At 69.2% G+C, this 17100-nt stretch carries 12 protein-coding genes; 9 read left to right on the forward strand and 3 right to left on the reverse strand.

All coding sequences use genetic code 11. The features are described 5' to 3' along the window. The first annotated feature begins 78 nt into the window (after positions 1–78). Complete coding sequence (locus tag QM591_RS01710; RefSeq protein ID WP_415129006.1) at positions 79–1473, forward strand: MFS transporter; 1395 nt, start codon at positions 79–81, stop codon at positions 1471–1473. A 77-nt stretch (positions 1474–1550) separates the two neighbouring features. Then, complete coding sequence (gene purU / locus QM591_RS01715; RefSeq protein WP_415128960.1) at positions 1551–2432, forward strand: formyltetrahydrofolate deformylase; 882 nt, start codon at positions 1551–1553, stop codon at positions 2430–2432. Positions 2433–2643: 211 nt separating this feature from the next. On the opposite strand, the gene QM591_RS01720 is transcribed toward purU, so the two are convergent. Both QM591_RS01720 and QM591_RS01725 read right to left on the reverse strand, forming a co-directional pair. Beyond that, positions 2644–3642, reverse strand: coding sequence for a serine hydrolase (locus tag QM591_RS01720; RefSeq protein ID WP_415128962.1), 999 nt, complete (start codon positions 3640–3642; stop codon positions 2644–2646). A gap of 75 nt (positions 3643–3717) precedes the next feature. Further along, on the reverse strand, positions 3718–5694 hold the full coding sequence (locus QM591_RS01725; protein ID WP_415128964.1) for a M13 family metallopeptidase: 1977 nt from the start codon (positions 5692–5694) through the stop codon (positions 3718–3720). A 191-nt stretch (positions 5695–5885) separates the two neighbouring features. On the opposite strand from QM591_RS01725, the gene QM591_RS01730 reads away from it, so the two are divergent. Genes QM591_RS01730 through yicI form a run of 6 tightly spaced genes read left to right on the forward strand, consistent with a single transcriptional unit; the run spans position 5886 to position 13646 of the window. Beyond that, entirely contained in the window at positions 5886–6950 is a 1065-nt protein-coding gene (locus QM591_RS01730; RefSeq protein ID WP_415128966.1) for a sugar ABC transporter substrate-binding protein, read from the forward strand. 46 nt (positions 6951–6996) lie between these two features. Next, positions 6997–7749 carry an ATP-binding cassette domain-containing protein gene (locus QM591_RS01735; RefSeq protein WP_415128968.1) on the forward strand — a complete coding sequence of 251 codons (753 nt, stop codon included), beginning with the start codon at positions 6997–6999 and terminating at the stop codon, positions 7747–7749. Beyond that, the gene (locus QM591_RS01740; RefSeq protein WP_415128970.1) at positions 7746–8927 is read left to right on the forward strand and encodes a sugar ABC transporter permease; all 1182 of its coding nucleotides are present in this window, start codon (positions 7746–7748) and stop codon (positions 8925–8927) included. The genes QM591_RS01735 and QM591_RS01740 overlap by 4 nt, the downstream gene beginning before the upstream one ends. Further along, on the forward strand, positions 8924–10327 hold the full coding sequence (locus QM591_RS01745; protein ID WP_415128972.1) for a GH1 family beta-glucosidase: 1404 nt from the start codon (positions 8924–8926) through the stop codon (positions 10325–10327). The genes QM591_RS01740 and QM591_RS01745 overlap by 4 nt, the downstream gene beginning before the upstream one ends. Further along, on the forward strand, positions 10321–11352 hold the full coding sequence (locus QM591_RS01750; RefSeq protein ID WP_415128974.1) for a LacI family DNA-binding transcriptional regulator: 1032 nt from the start codon (positions 10321–10323) through the stop codon (positions 11350–11352). Before QM591_RS01745 ends, QM591_RS01750 begins: the two co-directional genes overlap by 7 nt. Continuing rightward, on the forward strand, positions 11349–13646 hold the full coding sequence (gene yicI, locus QM591_RS01755) for an alpha-xylosidase (RefSeq protein ID WP_415128976.1): 2298 nt from the start codon (positions 11349–11351) through the stop codon (positions 13644–13646). Before QM591_RS01750 ends, yicI begins: the two co-directional genes overlap by 4 nt. A gap of 30 nt (positions 13647–13676) precedes the next feature. Here yicI and QM591_RS01760 read toward each other — a convergent pair whose 3' ends face one another. Then, positions 13677–15545, reverse strand: a complete 1869-nt coding sequence (locus QM591_RS01760) for a lipase family protein (protein ID WP_415128978.1) — start codon at positions 15543–15545, stop codon at positions 13677–13679. Between the two features lie 122 nt (positions 15546–15667). On the opposite strand from QM591_RS01760, the gene QM591_RS01765 reads away from it, so the two are divergent. Further along, positions 15668–16987, forward strand: a complete 1320-nt coding sequence (locus QM591_RS01765) for an MATE family efflux transporter (RefSeq protein ID WP_415128980.1) — start codon at positions 15668–15670, stop codon at positions 16985–16987. Positions 16988–17100 lie beyond the last annotated feature (113 nt).

Below are 17100 nucleotides of genomic sequence, written 5' to 3' on the forward strand. Positions count from 1 at the left end.
GACGGCCCCGGGCCTGCGGATCGCCACTAGCCTGAAACGATGGTTCGCGACGACTCGGCTCGACGCCGGCTCACGCGCATCCCCCCGCAAGGAGCCGTGGTCGCGGTGCTGGCGATCGCGGGGCTGTGCTCCTCGTTCATGTTCACGCTGGTCGTTCCGATCCAGGCCCGCCTGCCCGAGCTCCTCCACGCCAGCCGCGAGGACACCGCGTGGGTCGTCACGGTGACCCTCCTCGTCGCCGCGGTCGTCACCCCGATCGCCGGCCGACTCGGCGACATGTACGGCAAGCGCCGCATCGTGCTCGTGCTGCTGGCCGCGCTCGTGGTCGGCTCGGTCATTGCCGCCCTGTCCTCGGGGATCGTCGGGGTGATCGTCGGCAGAGGACTCCAGGGCGCGGTCACCGGTGTCGTTCCGCTCGGGATCTCGATCCTGCGAGACATGCTGCACGAAGACCGCGTCGACGGGGCGATCGCCCTGATCAGCGCGACGCTCGGTGTCGGAGGCGCCCTCGGCATGCCGCTCAGCGCCCTCGTCACGCAGTACGCGGACTGGCACGCCCTGTTCTGGATGTCGGCCGCGCTGGGAGCGATCGTGTTCGCCCTCGTGGTGTGGATCGTGCCCGTGAGCGTGCTGCGCACCGCCGGGCGCTTCGACTACGTCGGCACCCTGGGGCTCGCGCTCGGGCTGTCGGCGCTGCTCCTGGCGATCTCGCGCGGGAACGAATGGGGCTGGGCATCGCCGGCCGTGCTCGCACTCGGGATCGGCGGGCTCGTGGTGCTGCTCGCATGGGGGTGGTTCGAACTGCGCATCGAGGAGCCGCTCCTCGATCTGCGGGTCGCCGCCCGGCGGCCCGTGCTCCTGACCAACATCGCCTCGATCGCGATGGGCTTCTCGCTGTTCGCGTCCAACGTCTCCTACCCGCAGCTGCTGGAACTGCCTCCGCCGGCCGGATTCGGGCTGTCGCTCCTGGCCGCCAGCCTCGTCATCATGCCGGCGGGCCTGGTGATGATGGTGCTCTCGCCGTTCTCCGGCCGCCTCGCGCGGACCGTCGGCCCGCGGCGCCTTCTCGTCCTCGGCGCGATCGCCCTCATCGCCGCGTATGGCTTCACCCTCGCATTCTCCTCGGAGGTGTGGCACCTGCTGGTGGCCAACCTCCTCGTCGGCGTCGGAATCGGGTTCGGCTACGCCGCGATGCCGATGCTGATCATGCGGTCCGTGCCGCAGCACGAGACGGGCGCCTCCAACGGGCTCAATGCTCTCTTCCGCTCACTGGGCACGAGTACCGCGGCCGCCGTGATCGGCGCCGTCCTGGCGACGGTGTCCACGGTGCAAGACGGCGTGGCCGTGCCCACGGCGGGCGCGTTCCAGCTCTCGTTCGTGCTGGGCGGCGCGGCGGCCGTGATCGCGCTGGTCATCGCCGTGTTCATTCCGAACCGGCCCGCCGCCGAGACGCATCCCGCGCTCCCCCGCTGAGCGGGCCGAGCGCCGCAGGAACGGAACGGGCGCGCCCGATGCCGTGTTCCGCAGTCATGCACGGCAGAATCGAAGGCATGCCTCCCGTGCACAACCCGCACCTCCTTCCCGCCCACGCCTGTCTCATCGTGCACGGCAAGGACAGCCCCGGAATCGTCTCCGCCGTCTCGGCGATGATCACGCGCATCGGCGGCAACATCGTCGCGTTCGACCAGTACTCCGACGACCCCCGCGGCGGCGCCTACTTCCAGCGGGTCGTGTTCCACCGCCCCGACTTCGCCGCCGACCGGCCGACGATCGAGGCCGAGGTGGCCGAGACACTCGCCCCGTTCGAGCTGGAATGGTCGCTGACCGACCAGTCGGTGCCGAAGCGGATGGCGATCCTCGCGTCGAAGCAGGACCACTGCCTCCTCGACCTGCTGTGGCGTCACCGCCGGGGCGATCTCCCCGTCACCATCCCCATGGTGATCTCCAACCACACCACCACCGCCGAAGACGTCCGTACGTTCGGGGTGCCCTTCTTCCACGTCCCTTCGGTGGCCGGGCCCGACAAGTCGGCGTCGGAGCGGGAGATTCTGAAGCTCCTCGTCGGCAACGTCGACTTCGTGGTGCTGGCTCGCTACATGCAGATCCTCTCGCCCGAGTTCCTCGACGAGGTGGGGGTGCCCGTGATCAACATCCATCACTCGTTCCTTCCCGCCTTCATCGGTGCCGAGCCGTACAAGAAGGCGAAGGAGCGGGGCGTCAAGCTGATCGGCGCGACGAGCCACTACGTCACGAGCGACCTCGACGAGGGCCCGATCATCGAGCAGGACACCATCCGGGTGACCCACGCCGAGACCGTCGCCGAGCTCGCGCGACGCGGCGCCGACGTGGAACGTCAGGTGCTGTCGCGCGCCGTCCTCTGGCACGCGCAGGACCGCGTGATCCCTCACGGCAACCACACGATCGTCTTCTGACCCGCCCGGGCCCCACCCCACCCACCCGGGCCCCGTCCCACCCAGGCCCCACCCCACCCACCCGGGCCGGTCTCATCTCGTCTCATCGCCGAGAGCACATGCTCTCGTCCAACGCACATGTTGGTGACGCACGCGACGTATGCGCTCGATGAGAGCATGTGCTCTCGGCAGAGCGGGAGGAGGAGGGGAGGGATCGGCGGCGCGTGCCGCGTCAGTGGATGTACTCCATGAGGTCGACGCCCAGGAGGCGGAAGGCCTCGTGGGCGCGGAGCCGGTGGGAGATCGACAGGTCGTCGAAGCACACGGTGAGGGCGTACGCGACCCCCGCACGCGGCCCGGCGAGGACGCCCGCCTCGGAACGCACACCGTCAGCCCGCCCGGTCTTGTTGACGAACAGCAGCTGGTGCCGGTCGTCGTCGTGCGCGAACGGATCCAGGCCCGTCGCCGCCGCCACGAGCGAGAGGTCGGTGTTGAGGCTCAGCCACTCCGACACCTGAGCGCTCACGGCGGGCGAGACGACCTGCGCGTTCACGAGCGCCGCGAACAACGTCGCGAGCTCACCCGTGGAGGCCAGCGAGACGTGTGGAGCGTCGTCGAGGCCCCGACGGTCGCGGAACCCGTCGAGAAGCGCCGTGCGGACCAGACCGATCCGGTCCAGTCGCTCCCTCACCGCGTCCAGCCCCACGCGGGAGAGGAGCGCGTTGGCGGCGATGGCGTCGCCTGTCGAGGCGGCCAACACCGCGAGGTCGCACACCGGAAGCGCGGGCGCCTTCAGGTGCCGCCATAAGCCCGCGACCTCCACGGGGTCGACGGAGGAGCGTTCCACGATCGCGAGGGGATCCAGCGCGCCGGTCTCGAACTGCGCCGCAGCCTCGATCAGGAGAGCGACGACGCCCATTCCCCCCACCGGGAGGATGAGGTGATCGTCTCCGGAGAGGACGTCGGTGCCGCGATCCAGGTCGACGACCCGCACCGAGACCTGGGCCCCCGCCGTGGCGAGCTCGTCGAGCGCCCGTGTCGAGGCGGCGAAGGCACGACGACCGTCGACCGACCTACGGGAGCGCCGGAGCGGCGCGTCGCGTCGACCTCCGGCACGTGCAGGCGGGCGGCGCCGGAACTCCGGTGCGGCATCCGGCGCCTGGGCGGCCCCCGACACCGCGCGACGCCGCGAGAGGGGCACCTGCGGTTCGGACGGGTCGGCCGCGGTCACGCTGGTCCTTCCAACGGAGGGGATGCGCCGGGCGGGCGCGGAGGGTGGGGCCCGAGGAGCGCTCGGGCCCCGAGATCACCAGATGGTCACGCGCTGATCGGCGGGCAGCCACAGCGCGTCGCCCTCGGTGACGTCGAACGCCGTGTAGAACTCGTCGACGTTGCGCACGATCTGGTTGCAGCGGAACTCGTTGGGCGAGTGGGGATCGATCGTCAGCAGGCGGATGGTCTCGGCGTCGCGCCCCTTCTGCTGCCAGATCTGCGCCCAGCTCAGGAGCAGCCGCTGGATGCCGGTGAGGCCATCGATCACTGGACCGTCACCGCTCTCGCCCTGAGCGGCCAGGTGGAGCCGGTACGCCTTGATCGCGATGCCCAACCCGCCCAGGTCGCCGATGTTCTCGCCGATCGTGAGCGCGCCGTTGACGGTGTGCTCCTCGGACAGGCCCAGGGGGACCAGGGCGTCGTACTGGGCGATGAGGGCGGAGGTACGCTCCTCGAACGCCGCGCGGTCTTCGTCGGTCCACCAGTCGTTCAGTGCCCCGGTGCCGTCGAAGGCGCTCCCTTGATCATCGAAGCCGTGGCCGATCTCATGTCCGATGACCGCGCCGATACCGCCGTAGTTCGCCGCCGCGTCGCGCTCCAGATCGAAGAAGGGGTACTGCAGGATGGCCGCCGGGAACACGATCTCGTTCATCAGCGGGTTGTAGTAGGCATTGACGGTCTGTGGCGTCATGTACCACTCGTCGCGATCGATCGGCCCGCCGAGCTTCGCGAGCTGCCGGTCGTGCTCCCACGCGTTCGTACGCAGCACGTTGCCGATGAGGTCGGTCGCATCGACCTCGAGCGCGGAGTAGTCCTTCCACTTCACGGGGTACCCGACCTTCGGCGTGAACGCCGCGAGCTTCTCCAGCGCACGCTGGCGGGTGGCGTCGGTCATCCAGTCGAGAGTCGAGATCGACTGACGGTAGGCCTCGATGAGGTTCGCGACGAGCTCGTCCATCGCCCCCTTGGCCGCGGGCGGGAAGTGCCGCTCGACGTACACCTTGCCGACCGCCTCGCCCATCGCCGCTTCCACGAAGCCCACTCCGCGCTTCCATCGCTCGCGGTTGACGGGCACGCCGGTGAGCTCGGTGCCGTAGAAGGCGAAGTTGGCGTCGACGAACGCGCTGGAGAGGAAGGGAGCCGAGGCCCGCACGATGTGCAGCCGCAGCCAGGCCTTCCAGTCGTCGAGGCGCTCCGGGGTGAGGAGTGAGCCCAGGCCCTCCAGATAGCTCGGCTGGTTGACGTTGATCTCGCCGAAGCCCGCCTCATGCCCCGGCGCCACCGCCGACAGCCACGACCCCAGGTCGACGCCGACGAGCTCGCCCACGGCGTCCCACGACATCAGGTTGTAGGTGGCGACCGCGTCGCGGCTGCGCACGTTGTCCCAGTGGTGCGTGGCGAGCTCGGTCTCCAGCGCCAGCACCCGATCCGCCTGCGCGTCGGGGTCGGCGGCCTCCGCGAGACCCAGGATCGTGGAGACGTAGGACCGGAATGCGGTGCGGGTCTTGTCGAAGTTCTCGAGGCGGTAGTAGCTCTCGTCGGGAAGCGACAGTCCACCCTGGACGAAGAACACGACGTAGCGCTGGGGATTGCCCGGGTCGGGCTCGATGTAGGTGCCGACGACACCGCCGACGCCTTCCCGCTCCAGCTCACCGATCGTCCGCAGCAGCGAGGGGACGTCGCTGATCGCGTCGACGCGGGCGAGCTGTCCGGCCAACGGAGTGGCGCCCAGTCCCTCGATGCGCTCGACGTCCATGAAGCTGGCGTAGAGGTCGCCGAGCTTGCGCGCCTCGGTGCCCGGCTCGGCCGACTGCGATTCCTCGATGATCGTCCGCACGTCCTTCTCGGCCTGCTCGGCGATCAGGTGGAACGAGCCCCAGCGGGCTTTGTCGTCGGGGATCTCGGTGCGTTCCAGCCACGCGCCGTTGACGTGGCGGAAGAGGTCGTCCTGAGGACGGATGGTGGCGCTGAGTTCGGCGAGCTCGATGCCCGAGCGGGGAGAGTCGGTCATGTCCCCCATGGTAGGGGCGCCCCCCGGGCGGCCGGAGTGGATCTCGCCGCCGCGACGTCGAAGCGATTCGATGATTCTGCTTGACTTGGCTACTTCTCATCCCATATTTTCAGAGCTACAGATGTTGAAGCGTTTCGACAATGTGCGTCGAGATGCGTCAAGACACATGTCCTAACAACGGAGTTGCATCCATGAGAAACCCACTTGTCGTCGGCATCGTCGCTGCGGCCGCACTCGCTATCTCGCTGACTGGCTGTGCGGCCGACGATCCGCCCGTATCCTCCGGCGGAGAGATCACCATCGCCTGGATATCGCCCGATGCCACCTCCTCGGCGCGATGGGAGGAGAAAGACTGGCCCGCGTTCCAAAAGGCCGTCCGAGAGATCGACCCCGAGGCCAAGCTGATCCAGAGCACCGCAGCCAGCGAGACCGAGATGCTGCAGCAGGCCGAAGCGGCTGTCACGCAGGGAGCGACGGTGATCGTCGTGAACCCCATCACCTCGGACGGCGCACTGCCCATCGCCGATCTCGCGAAGCGAGAGAACGTGTCACTCATCGCGTACGAGGGCTTGATCGAGGGCGCCGACCTGGACGGATACATCACGTTCAACAACGAGAAGGTGGGTGAGCTCCAAGCGCAGTACATCGTGGACCATGCCGGAGAGGACCCGACGATCGCCATCATGAACGGAGCACAGGTGTGCACCGCGTGCATCGCCTTCAAGACCGGCGCGCACAAGGTGTTCGATCCTCTCGTCGATGCCGGTGACATCACGATCGGGTACGAGGCGGACACCCCCGACTGGCTGACCGCGAACGCCCAGACGCAGACCGAGCAGGCTCTGACGGCGTTGAAGGACGACGTTCACGCAGTCCTCGCCGCGAACGACGGTCTCGCTCAGGGAGTGATCGCCGCCCTGAAGGCCCGCGACCTCAACGGCAAGGTCATCGTCACCGGGCAGGACGCCACGACGGCAGGCCTGCAGGAGATCCTGCTGGGAAATCAGACGATGACGGTCTACAAGGACTTCAACATCCAGGCGCAGGCAGCTGCGAAGGCAGCGGTCGCCTTGGCGCGCGGCGACAGCGACACCGGCCTGACGGACCAGTACGACAACGAGGGCAAGAAGGTCCCTGCGCTGTTCCTGGATCCCATCACCCTGGACCGCTCGAACATCGCTCGAGTGATCGATGACGGGTTCATCACTCGCGAGGAGTTGTGCTCCGGAGAAGCGGCGGCCAGTTGTGACTTCTGAGTCCCTTCGTTCCTCATCCCCCGCATCCGGAACCCCCCGGCTCCGGATGCGGGGGATCCGAAAGACCTTCGGCCCCGTCGAAGCCCTCCGCGGAGTCGACCTAGAGGTGGCCCCGGGCGAGATCATGGCGCTGGTGGGCGACAACGGCGCCGGGAAGTCCACCCTCATCAAGACACTGGCGGGCGTGCACGTCGCCGACAGCGGCTCGATCGAGGTCGACGGCACCCCTGTCGACATACGCGGACCGCAAGACGCCGTCGATGCGGGCATCGAGACCGTGTACCAGGACCTCGCGCTGTGCGACAACCTCGACGTCGTGGCCAACCTCTACCTCGGCCGAGAGCTGCGGACCCCCCGACGTGGGCCACTGTCGCGGTTCCTGGCCGTCAAGCGCATGTCCGCTGAAGCCCAGCGCGTGCTCGACGACCTGTCCGTGACGCTGCCGTCGCTGCGGTCGCAGGTCGGCACTCTCTCCGGTGGCCAGCGGCAGTCGATCGCCGTGGGTCGCGCGGTGCTCTGGGGGTCCGGCCTCGTGGTGCTGGACGAACCCACGGCCGCTCTCGGAGTCCAGCAGACGGCGATGGTCTACCGCCTGATCCGCGCCCTCCGGGCCAAGGGCATCTCGGTCGTCCTGATCTCGCACAACATGGTCGACGTCTTCGAGGTGGCCGATCGCGTCACCGTGATGCGCCTCGGCGCCAACGCAGGAGTCTTCCGCACCTCGAGCAGCACACCGCAGGACGTCATCGCCGCCATCACCGGTTCCCACGCGATCGCTCCCCGAGGAGAGACCTCATGACCCCGTCCTTCGGCCTTCCGACCATCCGTACCTGGTGGAACCGGGGCGAGCTCGGCCTGTGGCCGGTGCTGGTCGCCCTCTTGCTCATCGGCGTCGGCTTCCAACTCGCCAACGATGCCTTCCTGTCGCCGCGCAACCTCTCCAATCTCGTCCTCCAGACCGGCACCCTCGCCGTGCTCACACTCGGAATCATGTTGGTGCTCCTCCTCGGCGAGATCGACCTCTCGATCGGGGCGGTCAGCGGGCTGACGGCGTCGGTCATGGCGCTCCTGTCCGCCTCCGCCGGGTGGCCGGCATGGGCAGCGATCCTGATCGCCCTCGTCATCGGAGCGACGATCGGGCTGGTGCAGGGATCGTGGGTCGTGGTGTTCAAAGCGCCGTCGTTCATCGTCACTCTGGCGGGCATGCTCGTCTGGCAGGGTCTCCAGCTGTTCGCGTTGAGCGGCAAGAGCGGACAAGTGCGGATCGAGGACCCGTTCCTCACCTCCATCGCCTCCACCTACCTCCCGCGTCCCGCCGGATGGGCCGTCGCGGTCGGAATCACGGTGGTGGGCGCCGGGATCATCGTCATCCGCCGCCGCATCGACCGCAGGGCGGGCTACGACGCGAACCCCGCCCTGCGCGACATCGCGATCGGCGCCGTGGTCGCGATCATCGCCCTGGGAGGCATGGCCGTGCTGGACCGCTACCTCGGCATGCCCTACCTGCTGCTCATCATGCTCGCCGTCACCGGGGTCCTCGCCCTGCTCACCTCATCGACGGTGTTCGGCCGACACATCTACGCGGTCGGAGGAAATGCCGAAGCGGCTCGACGAACCGGGATCCGCGTGGGGTGGCTGCGCATCGCGATCTTCGTGACCGCTGCCGTCCTGGCCGTCCTGGCCGGAATCCTCGACGCCTCTCGCAGTTACTCTGTGTCGGTGAACACCGGCGGAGGCAACACCTCGCTCAACGCGATCGCCGCCGCCGTCATCGGAGGAACGAGCCTGTTCGGAGGTAGAGGCACGATCGTGGGCGCCCTCCTGGGGGCGCTCGTGATCAGCAGCGTGCAGAACGGGCTCGCCCTGCTCGGCCAACCCGCCGCCGTCCAGGTGATCGCCACCGGGCTCATCCTCCTCGCCGCCGTCACGATCGACATGACGGCACGCAACCGCCGTTCGAAAGGAGCCATCCGGTGACAGCGTCGGGAATCAACGAGGCCACGCTACGACGGCTGCGTCCCGACTTCCTATGGGGCGCCGCGACAGCGGCGTACCAGGTCGAAGGAGCCGTGGCAGAAGACGGCAGAGGGACATCCATCTGGGACACGTTCTCCCACACGCCCGGGCGCACCCTCAACGGTGACACCGGCGATCTGGCCGCCGATCACTACCACCGCTACCCGGAGGACATCGAGCTGATGGCCTCCCACGGGATGGGCGCCTACCGGTTCTCGATCGCGTGGCCACGCATCGTGCCCGACGGTGCGGGAGCGGTCAACCAGCGCGGCCTCGACCATTACTCGCGCTTGGTCGACGCACTGCTGGATCGAGGCGTCGAACCGATGGCCACGCTCTTTCACTGGGACCTGCCGCAGGCCCTCGAGGAGAGGGGCGGCTGGTACGCGCGCGATACGGCCCACCGCTTCGCCGACTACGCCGAGATCGTGCTCGCGGCCCTCGGCGACCGCGTGCCGAAGTGGCTGACGCTGAACGAGCCCTGGACGGTCGTCGGACAGGGCTACTCCCGCGGTGTCCACGCCCCCGGCCACCGCGACTACCACACCGCGGGAACGGCGATCCATCATCTCCTCCTCGGCCACGGCGAAGCGCTCGCTCGCTTCCGTGCGATCGAGGCGGAGGGGGCCGAGATGGGAATCACCCTGTCCATGGCCCTCCCCCGGCCGTGGTCTCGCCGTCCCGCGGATGTGGCCGCGGCGCGGTTGCTCGACGGTGAGCAGAATCGCGTCTACCTCGACCCGCTGTTCCGCGGCAGCTACCCCCCAGACCTCGCCGAGCTGTTCCCGACTCTCTTCGACGATGCGATCGTGCGTCCAGGCGATCTGACCGTGATCAGCGAGCCGATCGACTACCTCGGCGTGAACTACTACCTCAACCACCTCGTCGCCGCAGACCCGGCCGTGCCCGTCCTCGGCGCCCGCCAGATCCATCCCGAGGGTCCGATGATGAGCGCCGGGATCGCCGCGGTTCCGGAGGGCATCAGGGAGTGCCTGGTGCGCATTCGCGACGAATACCGCGATCTCCCCCTCTACGTCACCGAGATGGGGGCGTCGCTGCACGATTACGTGGATCCCACGGGCCGTGTGCGGGACACCGCCCGGATCGACTACCTGCGCACGACGGTCGAATCGATCTCGAACGCCGTCGCCGATGGCGTCGATGTGCGGGGACTCTACGTGTGGTCTCTCCTGGACAACCTCGAGTGGGAGCTCGGCTACTCGATCCGATTCGGGCTGTTCTTCGTCGACTACGGCACGCAGCGTCGCATTCCCAAGGATTCGGCGCGCTGGTACCGCTCGCTGATCTCGGAGCACGCGGAGCTGACCCGTGACCGCGCGGATAGGGGACCGTCATGGTGACCATCGCCGACGTGGCCCGACGCGCCGGGGTGTCGAGCAGCACCGTGAGCTATGTGCTCTCCGGGAAGCGGACCATCTCGGAAGACACCCGCGATCGAGTGCGCGCCGCGGTCGACGAACTCGGGTACCGACCGAACGCCTCGGCCCGGGCACTGGCCAGCAGCCGGGTGAACGCGCTCGCCCTCGTCGCACCGTTCCGCGCCGACAACAACGTCCCCGTCCTGCTCGAGTTCGTGGCCTCCATCGCCGCCACCGCGCGCGAGTTCGACCACGACGTCCTCCTGATCACCCAGGACGAGGGGGCCGAGGGAGTGCTGCGCGTCCGGGATAGCTCGCTCGTCGACGCGGCGATCGTGATGGACCTCGAGATGCAGGATCCACGCCTTCCCGTACTCCGAAACAGCGGTCTGCCGTGCGTGCTGATCGGCTACCCGGACGATCCCGGGCCGCTCCCCTGCGTCGACCTGGACATGTACCGCGCAGGCGCCCATGCCGTGAACCACCTCGCCGACCTCGGACACCGCACGATCGCCATGCTCGGGTCACCCGATGCCGTCTACCGGCGATCATCGACGTATGCGGTGCGGTTCGCCTCCGGCTTCGAGGACGCGGCTCGCAGCCGCGGCATCCGCGCGCACTGGCGCGCTCTGGAGCCCCATCACGAGGCCGCCGTCGCCGGCCTCGGCTCGGTCCTCGACGAGCGTCCCGAGACCACCGGTCTGATCGTGCACAACGAGGCCGTCCTGCCGGCGCTCCTGGTCGCGCTCGAAGCGCGCGGCCTCCGGGTACCGGAGGACATCTCCGTCATCGCGCTCTGCCCGAGCGACATCGCGGCCCAGACGCGGGTGCCACTGACCCACATCGCAGTACCTGCGGCGGATATCGGACGGATCGCCGTCGAGACGGTGCTCCGCAGCGTCGAGGGCGATTCCGCGGCGGAGATCCGATTGCTCACCCCACATCTGACGTCCCTGTCGAGCACCGCGCCGCCCCGGCCTCTCGCCACCACGAAGGACCCCCGATGAAGTTCTCCCACGGATACTGGCTCCTGCGTGACGGTGTCACCGCCGCGTATGCCGTCGAGGCGGTGGACGTGACCTCCACCAGCGAAACGGTATCCGTTGCGGCGCTGAGCCGGCCGCTCGTGGACCGTGGGTCGCACCTGAACACCCCGACGATCACCACCGACCTCGACGCGCCCGCCTCCGATGTCATCAGGGTGAGGGTGAGCCGTCGCACCCGTCTCACTCCGGCACGTCCGCAGTTCGTGCTCGACGAGAGCGCTGCCACGGAGAAGGCCGTGACGGTGACGCGGGACCCGCAAAAGATAGCGCTTCGCTCCGGCGATCTCACCGGCAGCCTCGCGGTGAGCGGACCGTGGTCGCTACGGTTCCGGGGGCACGACCGCCCCCTGACCTCAGCGGGCGCCAAGTCGACGGCGTCGATGCATGTGGCCGATGACGGCCCGTACATGCTCCACCGCCTGACGTTGCCGGTGGGGGCGAGTGTGTACGGCTTCGGAGAGCGATTCACCCCGTTCGTGAAGAACGGCCAAGTCATCGACTCCTGGAACGAGGACGGCGGCACGGCGAGCGACCAGGCATACAAGAGCATCCCGTTCTTCGTCACCGACGCCGGGTTCGGCGTCTTCGTCAACACTCCCGCGCACGTGTCCTTCGAGGTGGCCTCCGAGGTCGTGTCGGCTGTGCAGTTCTCGACCGCCGGCGATGATCTCGAGTACCTCCTCATATACGGTCCCTCACCTCGCGAGATCCTGGAGCGCTACACCGCGATGACGGGTCGGCCCGCCCTGCCGCCGAAGTGGTCGTTCGGGCTCTGGTTGACCACGTCCTTCACGACCGACTACGACGAGGAGACCGTGACGGAGTTCGTCGACGGAATGAGCCGACGCGAGATCCCGATGAGCGTGTTCCACTTCGACTGCTACTGGATGAAGCCGCTCAATTGGTGCGATTTCGAATGGGACCGGTCCGCATTCCCCGACCCCGAAGGGATGCTCACCCGCCTGCACGATCGCGGTCTGCGAACGAGCGCATGGATCAACCCGTACATCGGCCAGCGCTCGTCGCTGTTTCGCGAAGCGGCGGATGCAGGCTACCTGGTGAGGCGCCGGGACGGCACGGTCTGGCAGTGGGACCTGTGGGTGGCAGGCATGGCATTGGTCGACTTCACCAACCCCGCGGCACGGGACTGGTTCGCCGGGAAGATCCGCCACTTGCTGCGACAAGGCATCGATGCGATCAAGGCCGACTTCGGCGAGCGGATTCCGACGGACGTCGTCTGGCACGACGGCTCGGACCCGGACCTCATGCACAACCACTACTCTCAGCTCTACAACCAGACCGTCTTCGAGGCCGTGGAGGACGAACGCGGCCGTGGCGAAGCGGTGCTGTTCGCCCGCTCCGCCACCGCCGGCGGCCAGCAGTTCCCGGTGCACTGGGGCGGAGACTGCGAGGCCACCTACGAGTCCATGGCCGAGTCGTTGCGCGCGGGTTTGTCGCTCGGCCTGAGCGGCTTCGGCTTTTGGAGCCACGACATCGGCGGATTCGAGGGGACCCCCTCAGCGGCGTTGTTCAAGAGGTGGCTGCTGTTCGGGCTGTTCTCATCGCACGCGCGACTGCACGGCTCCGACTCCTACCGCGTGCCCTGGGCGTTCGACGAACAGGCGGTGCAGCTGGCTCGCGACTTCGGCCGGCTTCGCAATCGGCTCATGCCCTACCTCTGGAACGCCGCCTGCGAGGCCCACACGCGGGGCTTGCCGATGCTGCGCGCGATGGTGCTGGAGTTCCCCGACGACCCCACCTGCGCACCCCTGGACCGGCAGTACATGCTGGGAGGGGATCTCCTGGTCGCGCCCGTGTTCTCGGACGACGGCGACGTCACCTACTACCTTCCGGAAGGGACCTGGACGAACCTCCTGGACGGGCGCCGGGCCGACGGCGGCCGATGGCTCCGCGAACGTCACGACTTCGACTCGCTCCCGGTGTGGATCCGTGGCGCGGCGCTGATTCCCTTCGGATCGCGATCGGACCGACCCGACTATGACGTCACGACTGCGCCAGTCTTCCATCTCGGTCATCTCGACCGCGGCGAGACCGCGACGACGCAGCTGCGCGACGAGCACGGCGCGGTGCTCGTGCGGGTCTCCGCGACGCGCGAGGGCGACTGGGCGACCGTGCGCGTGGACGAAGGAGGGGATCTCCTGACCGAGGGTTGGGGGGTGACCCTCGCAGGTCGACCGTCACAGGACGTGGTGTACTCCCCGGACGGCGGAGACCTCACGATCGTCCTGGCCTGACCGCTCTCTGCGGATCGGTCGCTCCTCGCGCTATCGGGCCGGCACGTCGGTGCGCGTGCAGCCGGCGTCGGGGAGGGGCTCGCCGTCGAAGCGCGCTCGCGTCCAGGCGAACAGATCGGGGATCAGCGGGGAGTAGCCTTCCACGACCGCGGCGTGCTCGAAGCCCTCGTACACGCGATAGTCGACCTGTTGCCCCGCCGCGCACATCCGATTCACGAACGCCGTCTGCGTGCTGGTCACGACGACGGAGTCCGCTCCTCCCTGACCGATGAACAGCGGCGCGTCGATCTCCAACGGCGCCGTGTTCTCCACGAGACGACGACCGAGGGCGCCCGTGGTCGGGTCGGCCGCGAACACCCCCAGGTCGGCGCCCATGCTCAGTGCTGCGACCACCGAGACGATCGTGCCGGGATCGGACAGACAGCGCTGCGACATCTCGCGCAGGAAGGTCTCGGCGCCCGGCCGGATGTAGTCGCGGTAGCTGACGTCGGGGTAGGTCTTGGAGTACGCCTCGAAGGCGAAGGAGGCGAAGATGCTGCCGCCGGTGACGTTGGTGACGCGCTCGACGAGGGCGAGCGGGTCGCTGGCCGGCGCGAGCGCGGCCACGCCCCGCAACCACATCCCCCGCGCGTACGTCGGTGTCAGGGCTCCGGCCCACAGGGCCGCACCTCCTCCTTGCGAGTGACCCCAGATGACCGTCGCCATGCTGAGCTCGGCCTCCTCCAGCTGGCGCGCCGCGCGCACCGCATCGAGCGACGCGTGGGCGCTCGGCTCGCCGACGAGGTATGGATGGGAGCCCTCGGTGCCGAGACCGATGTAGTCCGGCGCCACGATGGCCCATCTCTCCGCGATCACGCGGCGGGTGACGTACATCGCTCCCGACCACAGCGGCCGCTCCTGCAGCGAGGGCGCACAGTGCTGCGCGTAGCCGGTCGTGCCGTGGTTCCAGTCGATCACCGGCCAGGCCTTCGCGCCGTCGAGCTCGGTCCGCACCGGCACGACGACCAAGCCGCTCGCCACGCGAACCTCGCCGTGGACGCCCGTGGTCGTGTAGAGGATCCGCCAGGCCCGAGCGCCCTCGGGGATGTCGCGCGTGAACGGCTCGGCCCGCACCAGCACTCCCGGCTGGTCGGGGGTGTCGCGCGGTGCGGCGTAGAACTCGTCCACCACAGTGGATCCCTCGCGCAGGGGCGTGGTCACCACGGCGGTGGTCACGGCGAGCGCAATCGTGCCCATGGCGATGATCGTCCGCCCCCAGCGCCGCGCCCGGCCCGCGGTCCGCGGGAGGCGGCCGGGATGCTGCGCCGCGCGGTGAGCCCGCCACTGCCGCCACAATCCCGAGACGCCCAGCATGAGCAGCCACGCGCCGAACACGACCGCGACGACGAGGAGCGTGATGTCGGGCCAGGAGAACGCGACGATCCCGAAGATCACTCCGGAGAGCCCGAAAGCGCCATCCGAGGCGCGCTGATCCCACGTGCGTTCCCGCGCGAACGCCCCGATGACCCCGAGCGCTCCCGCGAACAACAGGACGCCGCCGACGAGCCCCGCGGCCAGTCGCACCGTCAGCCCGGGCCACAGCAGCACGAAGACACCGACGGCGATCCAGACGACGCCGAGGACGAGCCGCCATCGGCTTCGCCGGTCGGCTCTGCGCTCCGATGCCACTCCCTCCGACGGCGGCTCCTCGGACGCGGGTTCGTCGTCGGCGAACTGCACGACGCCCGTGAGCATCATGCCCCCGCCCAGCAGCACCGCGAGCACATCGAGGGCGGTGGTCGGCCGAATGACGAGCACCAGACCGAGCACGACTGCGGCGACGTCGAGAACCACGCGCAGCCACGGCGGGACGCGCCGTCGCAGACGCGCGACGACGTCCGTGACGCGCGGGAACGACATCTGACTCCTCGGGGACGTGCGAGCATCCAGCCTAAGCGCGGGCCGCGCCCGCGTCCCCGGGCACGCCCCTGTGGACAAGGGGATCGCCGGCGAGGTCCGCCACCGGCTCTAGGCTCGGGGGCATGGCCGCGCAGACCCTCAACCGAGAGATCCTGCGACTGGCCGTTCCGGCACTCGGGGCTCTCGTCGCCGAGCCGCTCTTCCTCATCGTCGATGCCGCTCTCGTCGGTCACCTCGGCGTCGTCCCGCTCGCCGGGCTCGGTATCGCGGCCGCCGTGCTCCAGACGATCGTCGGACTCATGGTGTTCCTCGCCTACTCCACCACGCCCGCCGTCGCCCGGCGCTTCGGGGCGGGCGACCACACGAGCGCGGTCCGCGCCGGCATCGACGGACTGTGGCTTGCCCTCGGGCTCGGCGCCCTGCTCGCCGTCGCCGGCTCCGCCCTCACCCCTGCCCTCGTCGGCATGTTCGGCGCTTCCCCCGACGTCGCCACTCAGGCCATGATCTATCTCCAGCTGTCGATGTGGGGACTGCCCGCGATGCTGATCGTCTTCGCCGCCACCGGCCTGCTGCGCGGCATGCAGGACACGGTGACGCCGCTGTGGATCGCCGGAATCGGCTTCGCGGCGAACGCCCTGCTCAACTGGCTGTTCATCTACGGGTTCGGCTGGGGCATCGCCGGCTCGGCCGCCGGCACCGTCGCGGCGCAATGGGCAATGGTGGGCGCCTACGCCTTCGTCGTCGGCCGCTTGGCCCGACGGCACTCCGCCTCGGTGCTGCCGCAGCGCGACGGCGTGCGCGGATCGGCACGGTCGGGCGGCTGGCTGTTCCTTCGCACCGTGTCGCTGCGGGTGGCGCTGCTGGCCACCGTCGCGGTGGCCACGGGACTCGGGACCACGGAGCTGGCCGGGTGGCAGGTGGCCTTCACGATCTTCTCCACCGCGGCTTTCGCGCTCGACGCGCTGGCGATCGCCGCACAGGCCCTCATCGGGCGAGGGCTCGGCGCCGGCGACGAGCCATTCGTCCGCCGCGTCGTGGGCCGCACGGTCGCGTGGGGCGTGTGGTTCGGGGTGGCGGTCGGAGCCCTGATCGCTGCCCTGTCGGGCGTCATCGGGATCGTGTTCACGGGCGACCCCGCCCTCGCCGCGCTCATCCAGCCCGCCCTCCTGGTGCTGGCGGTGGCGCAGCCGCTGTGCGGCGCCGTGTTCGTGCTCGACGGGGTGCTCATGGGAGCCGGCGACGCGAAGTACCTGGCCCTGGCGGGGCTCCTCAACCTCCTCCCTTACGCACCCGCGCTGTGGATCGTCGCCGTCCTGGCGCCCGCGGGGTCATGGGGATTGTGCACCCTGGCGATCTGCTTCTTCGGCGTGTACATGCTCGCTCGTCTGGCCACGCTCGGCTGGCGCGTCCGCCGTCCGGAGTGGCTCCGCTTGCAGGTCTAGGTGCAGTGCCGGGCCGCCCTTGACCCGACTGACACGCTCCGCGCGCCGCGCACAACGGCGGACCGCAGCGCCAACACGCCGTGCATCCCGCCCGAGGGACCGGCGTGTCGCCC

This window comes from Microbacterium sp., from assembly GCF_047607225.1.
Lineage (GTDB): Bacteria > Actinomycetota > Actinomycetes > Actinomycetales > Microbacteriaceae > Microbacterium.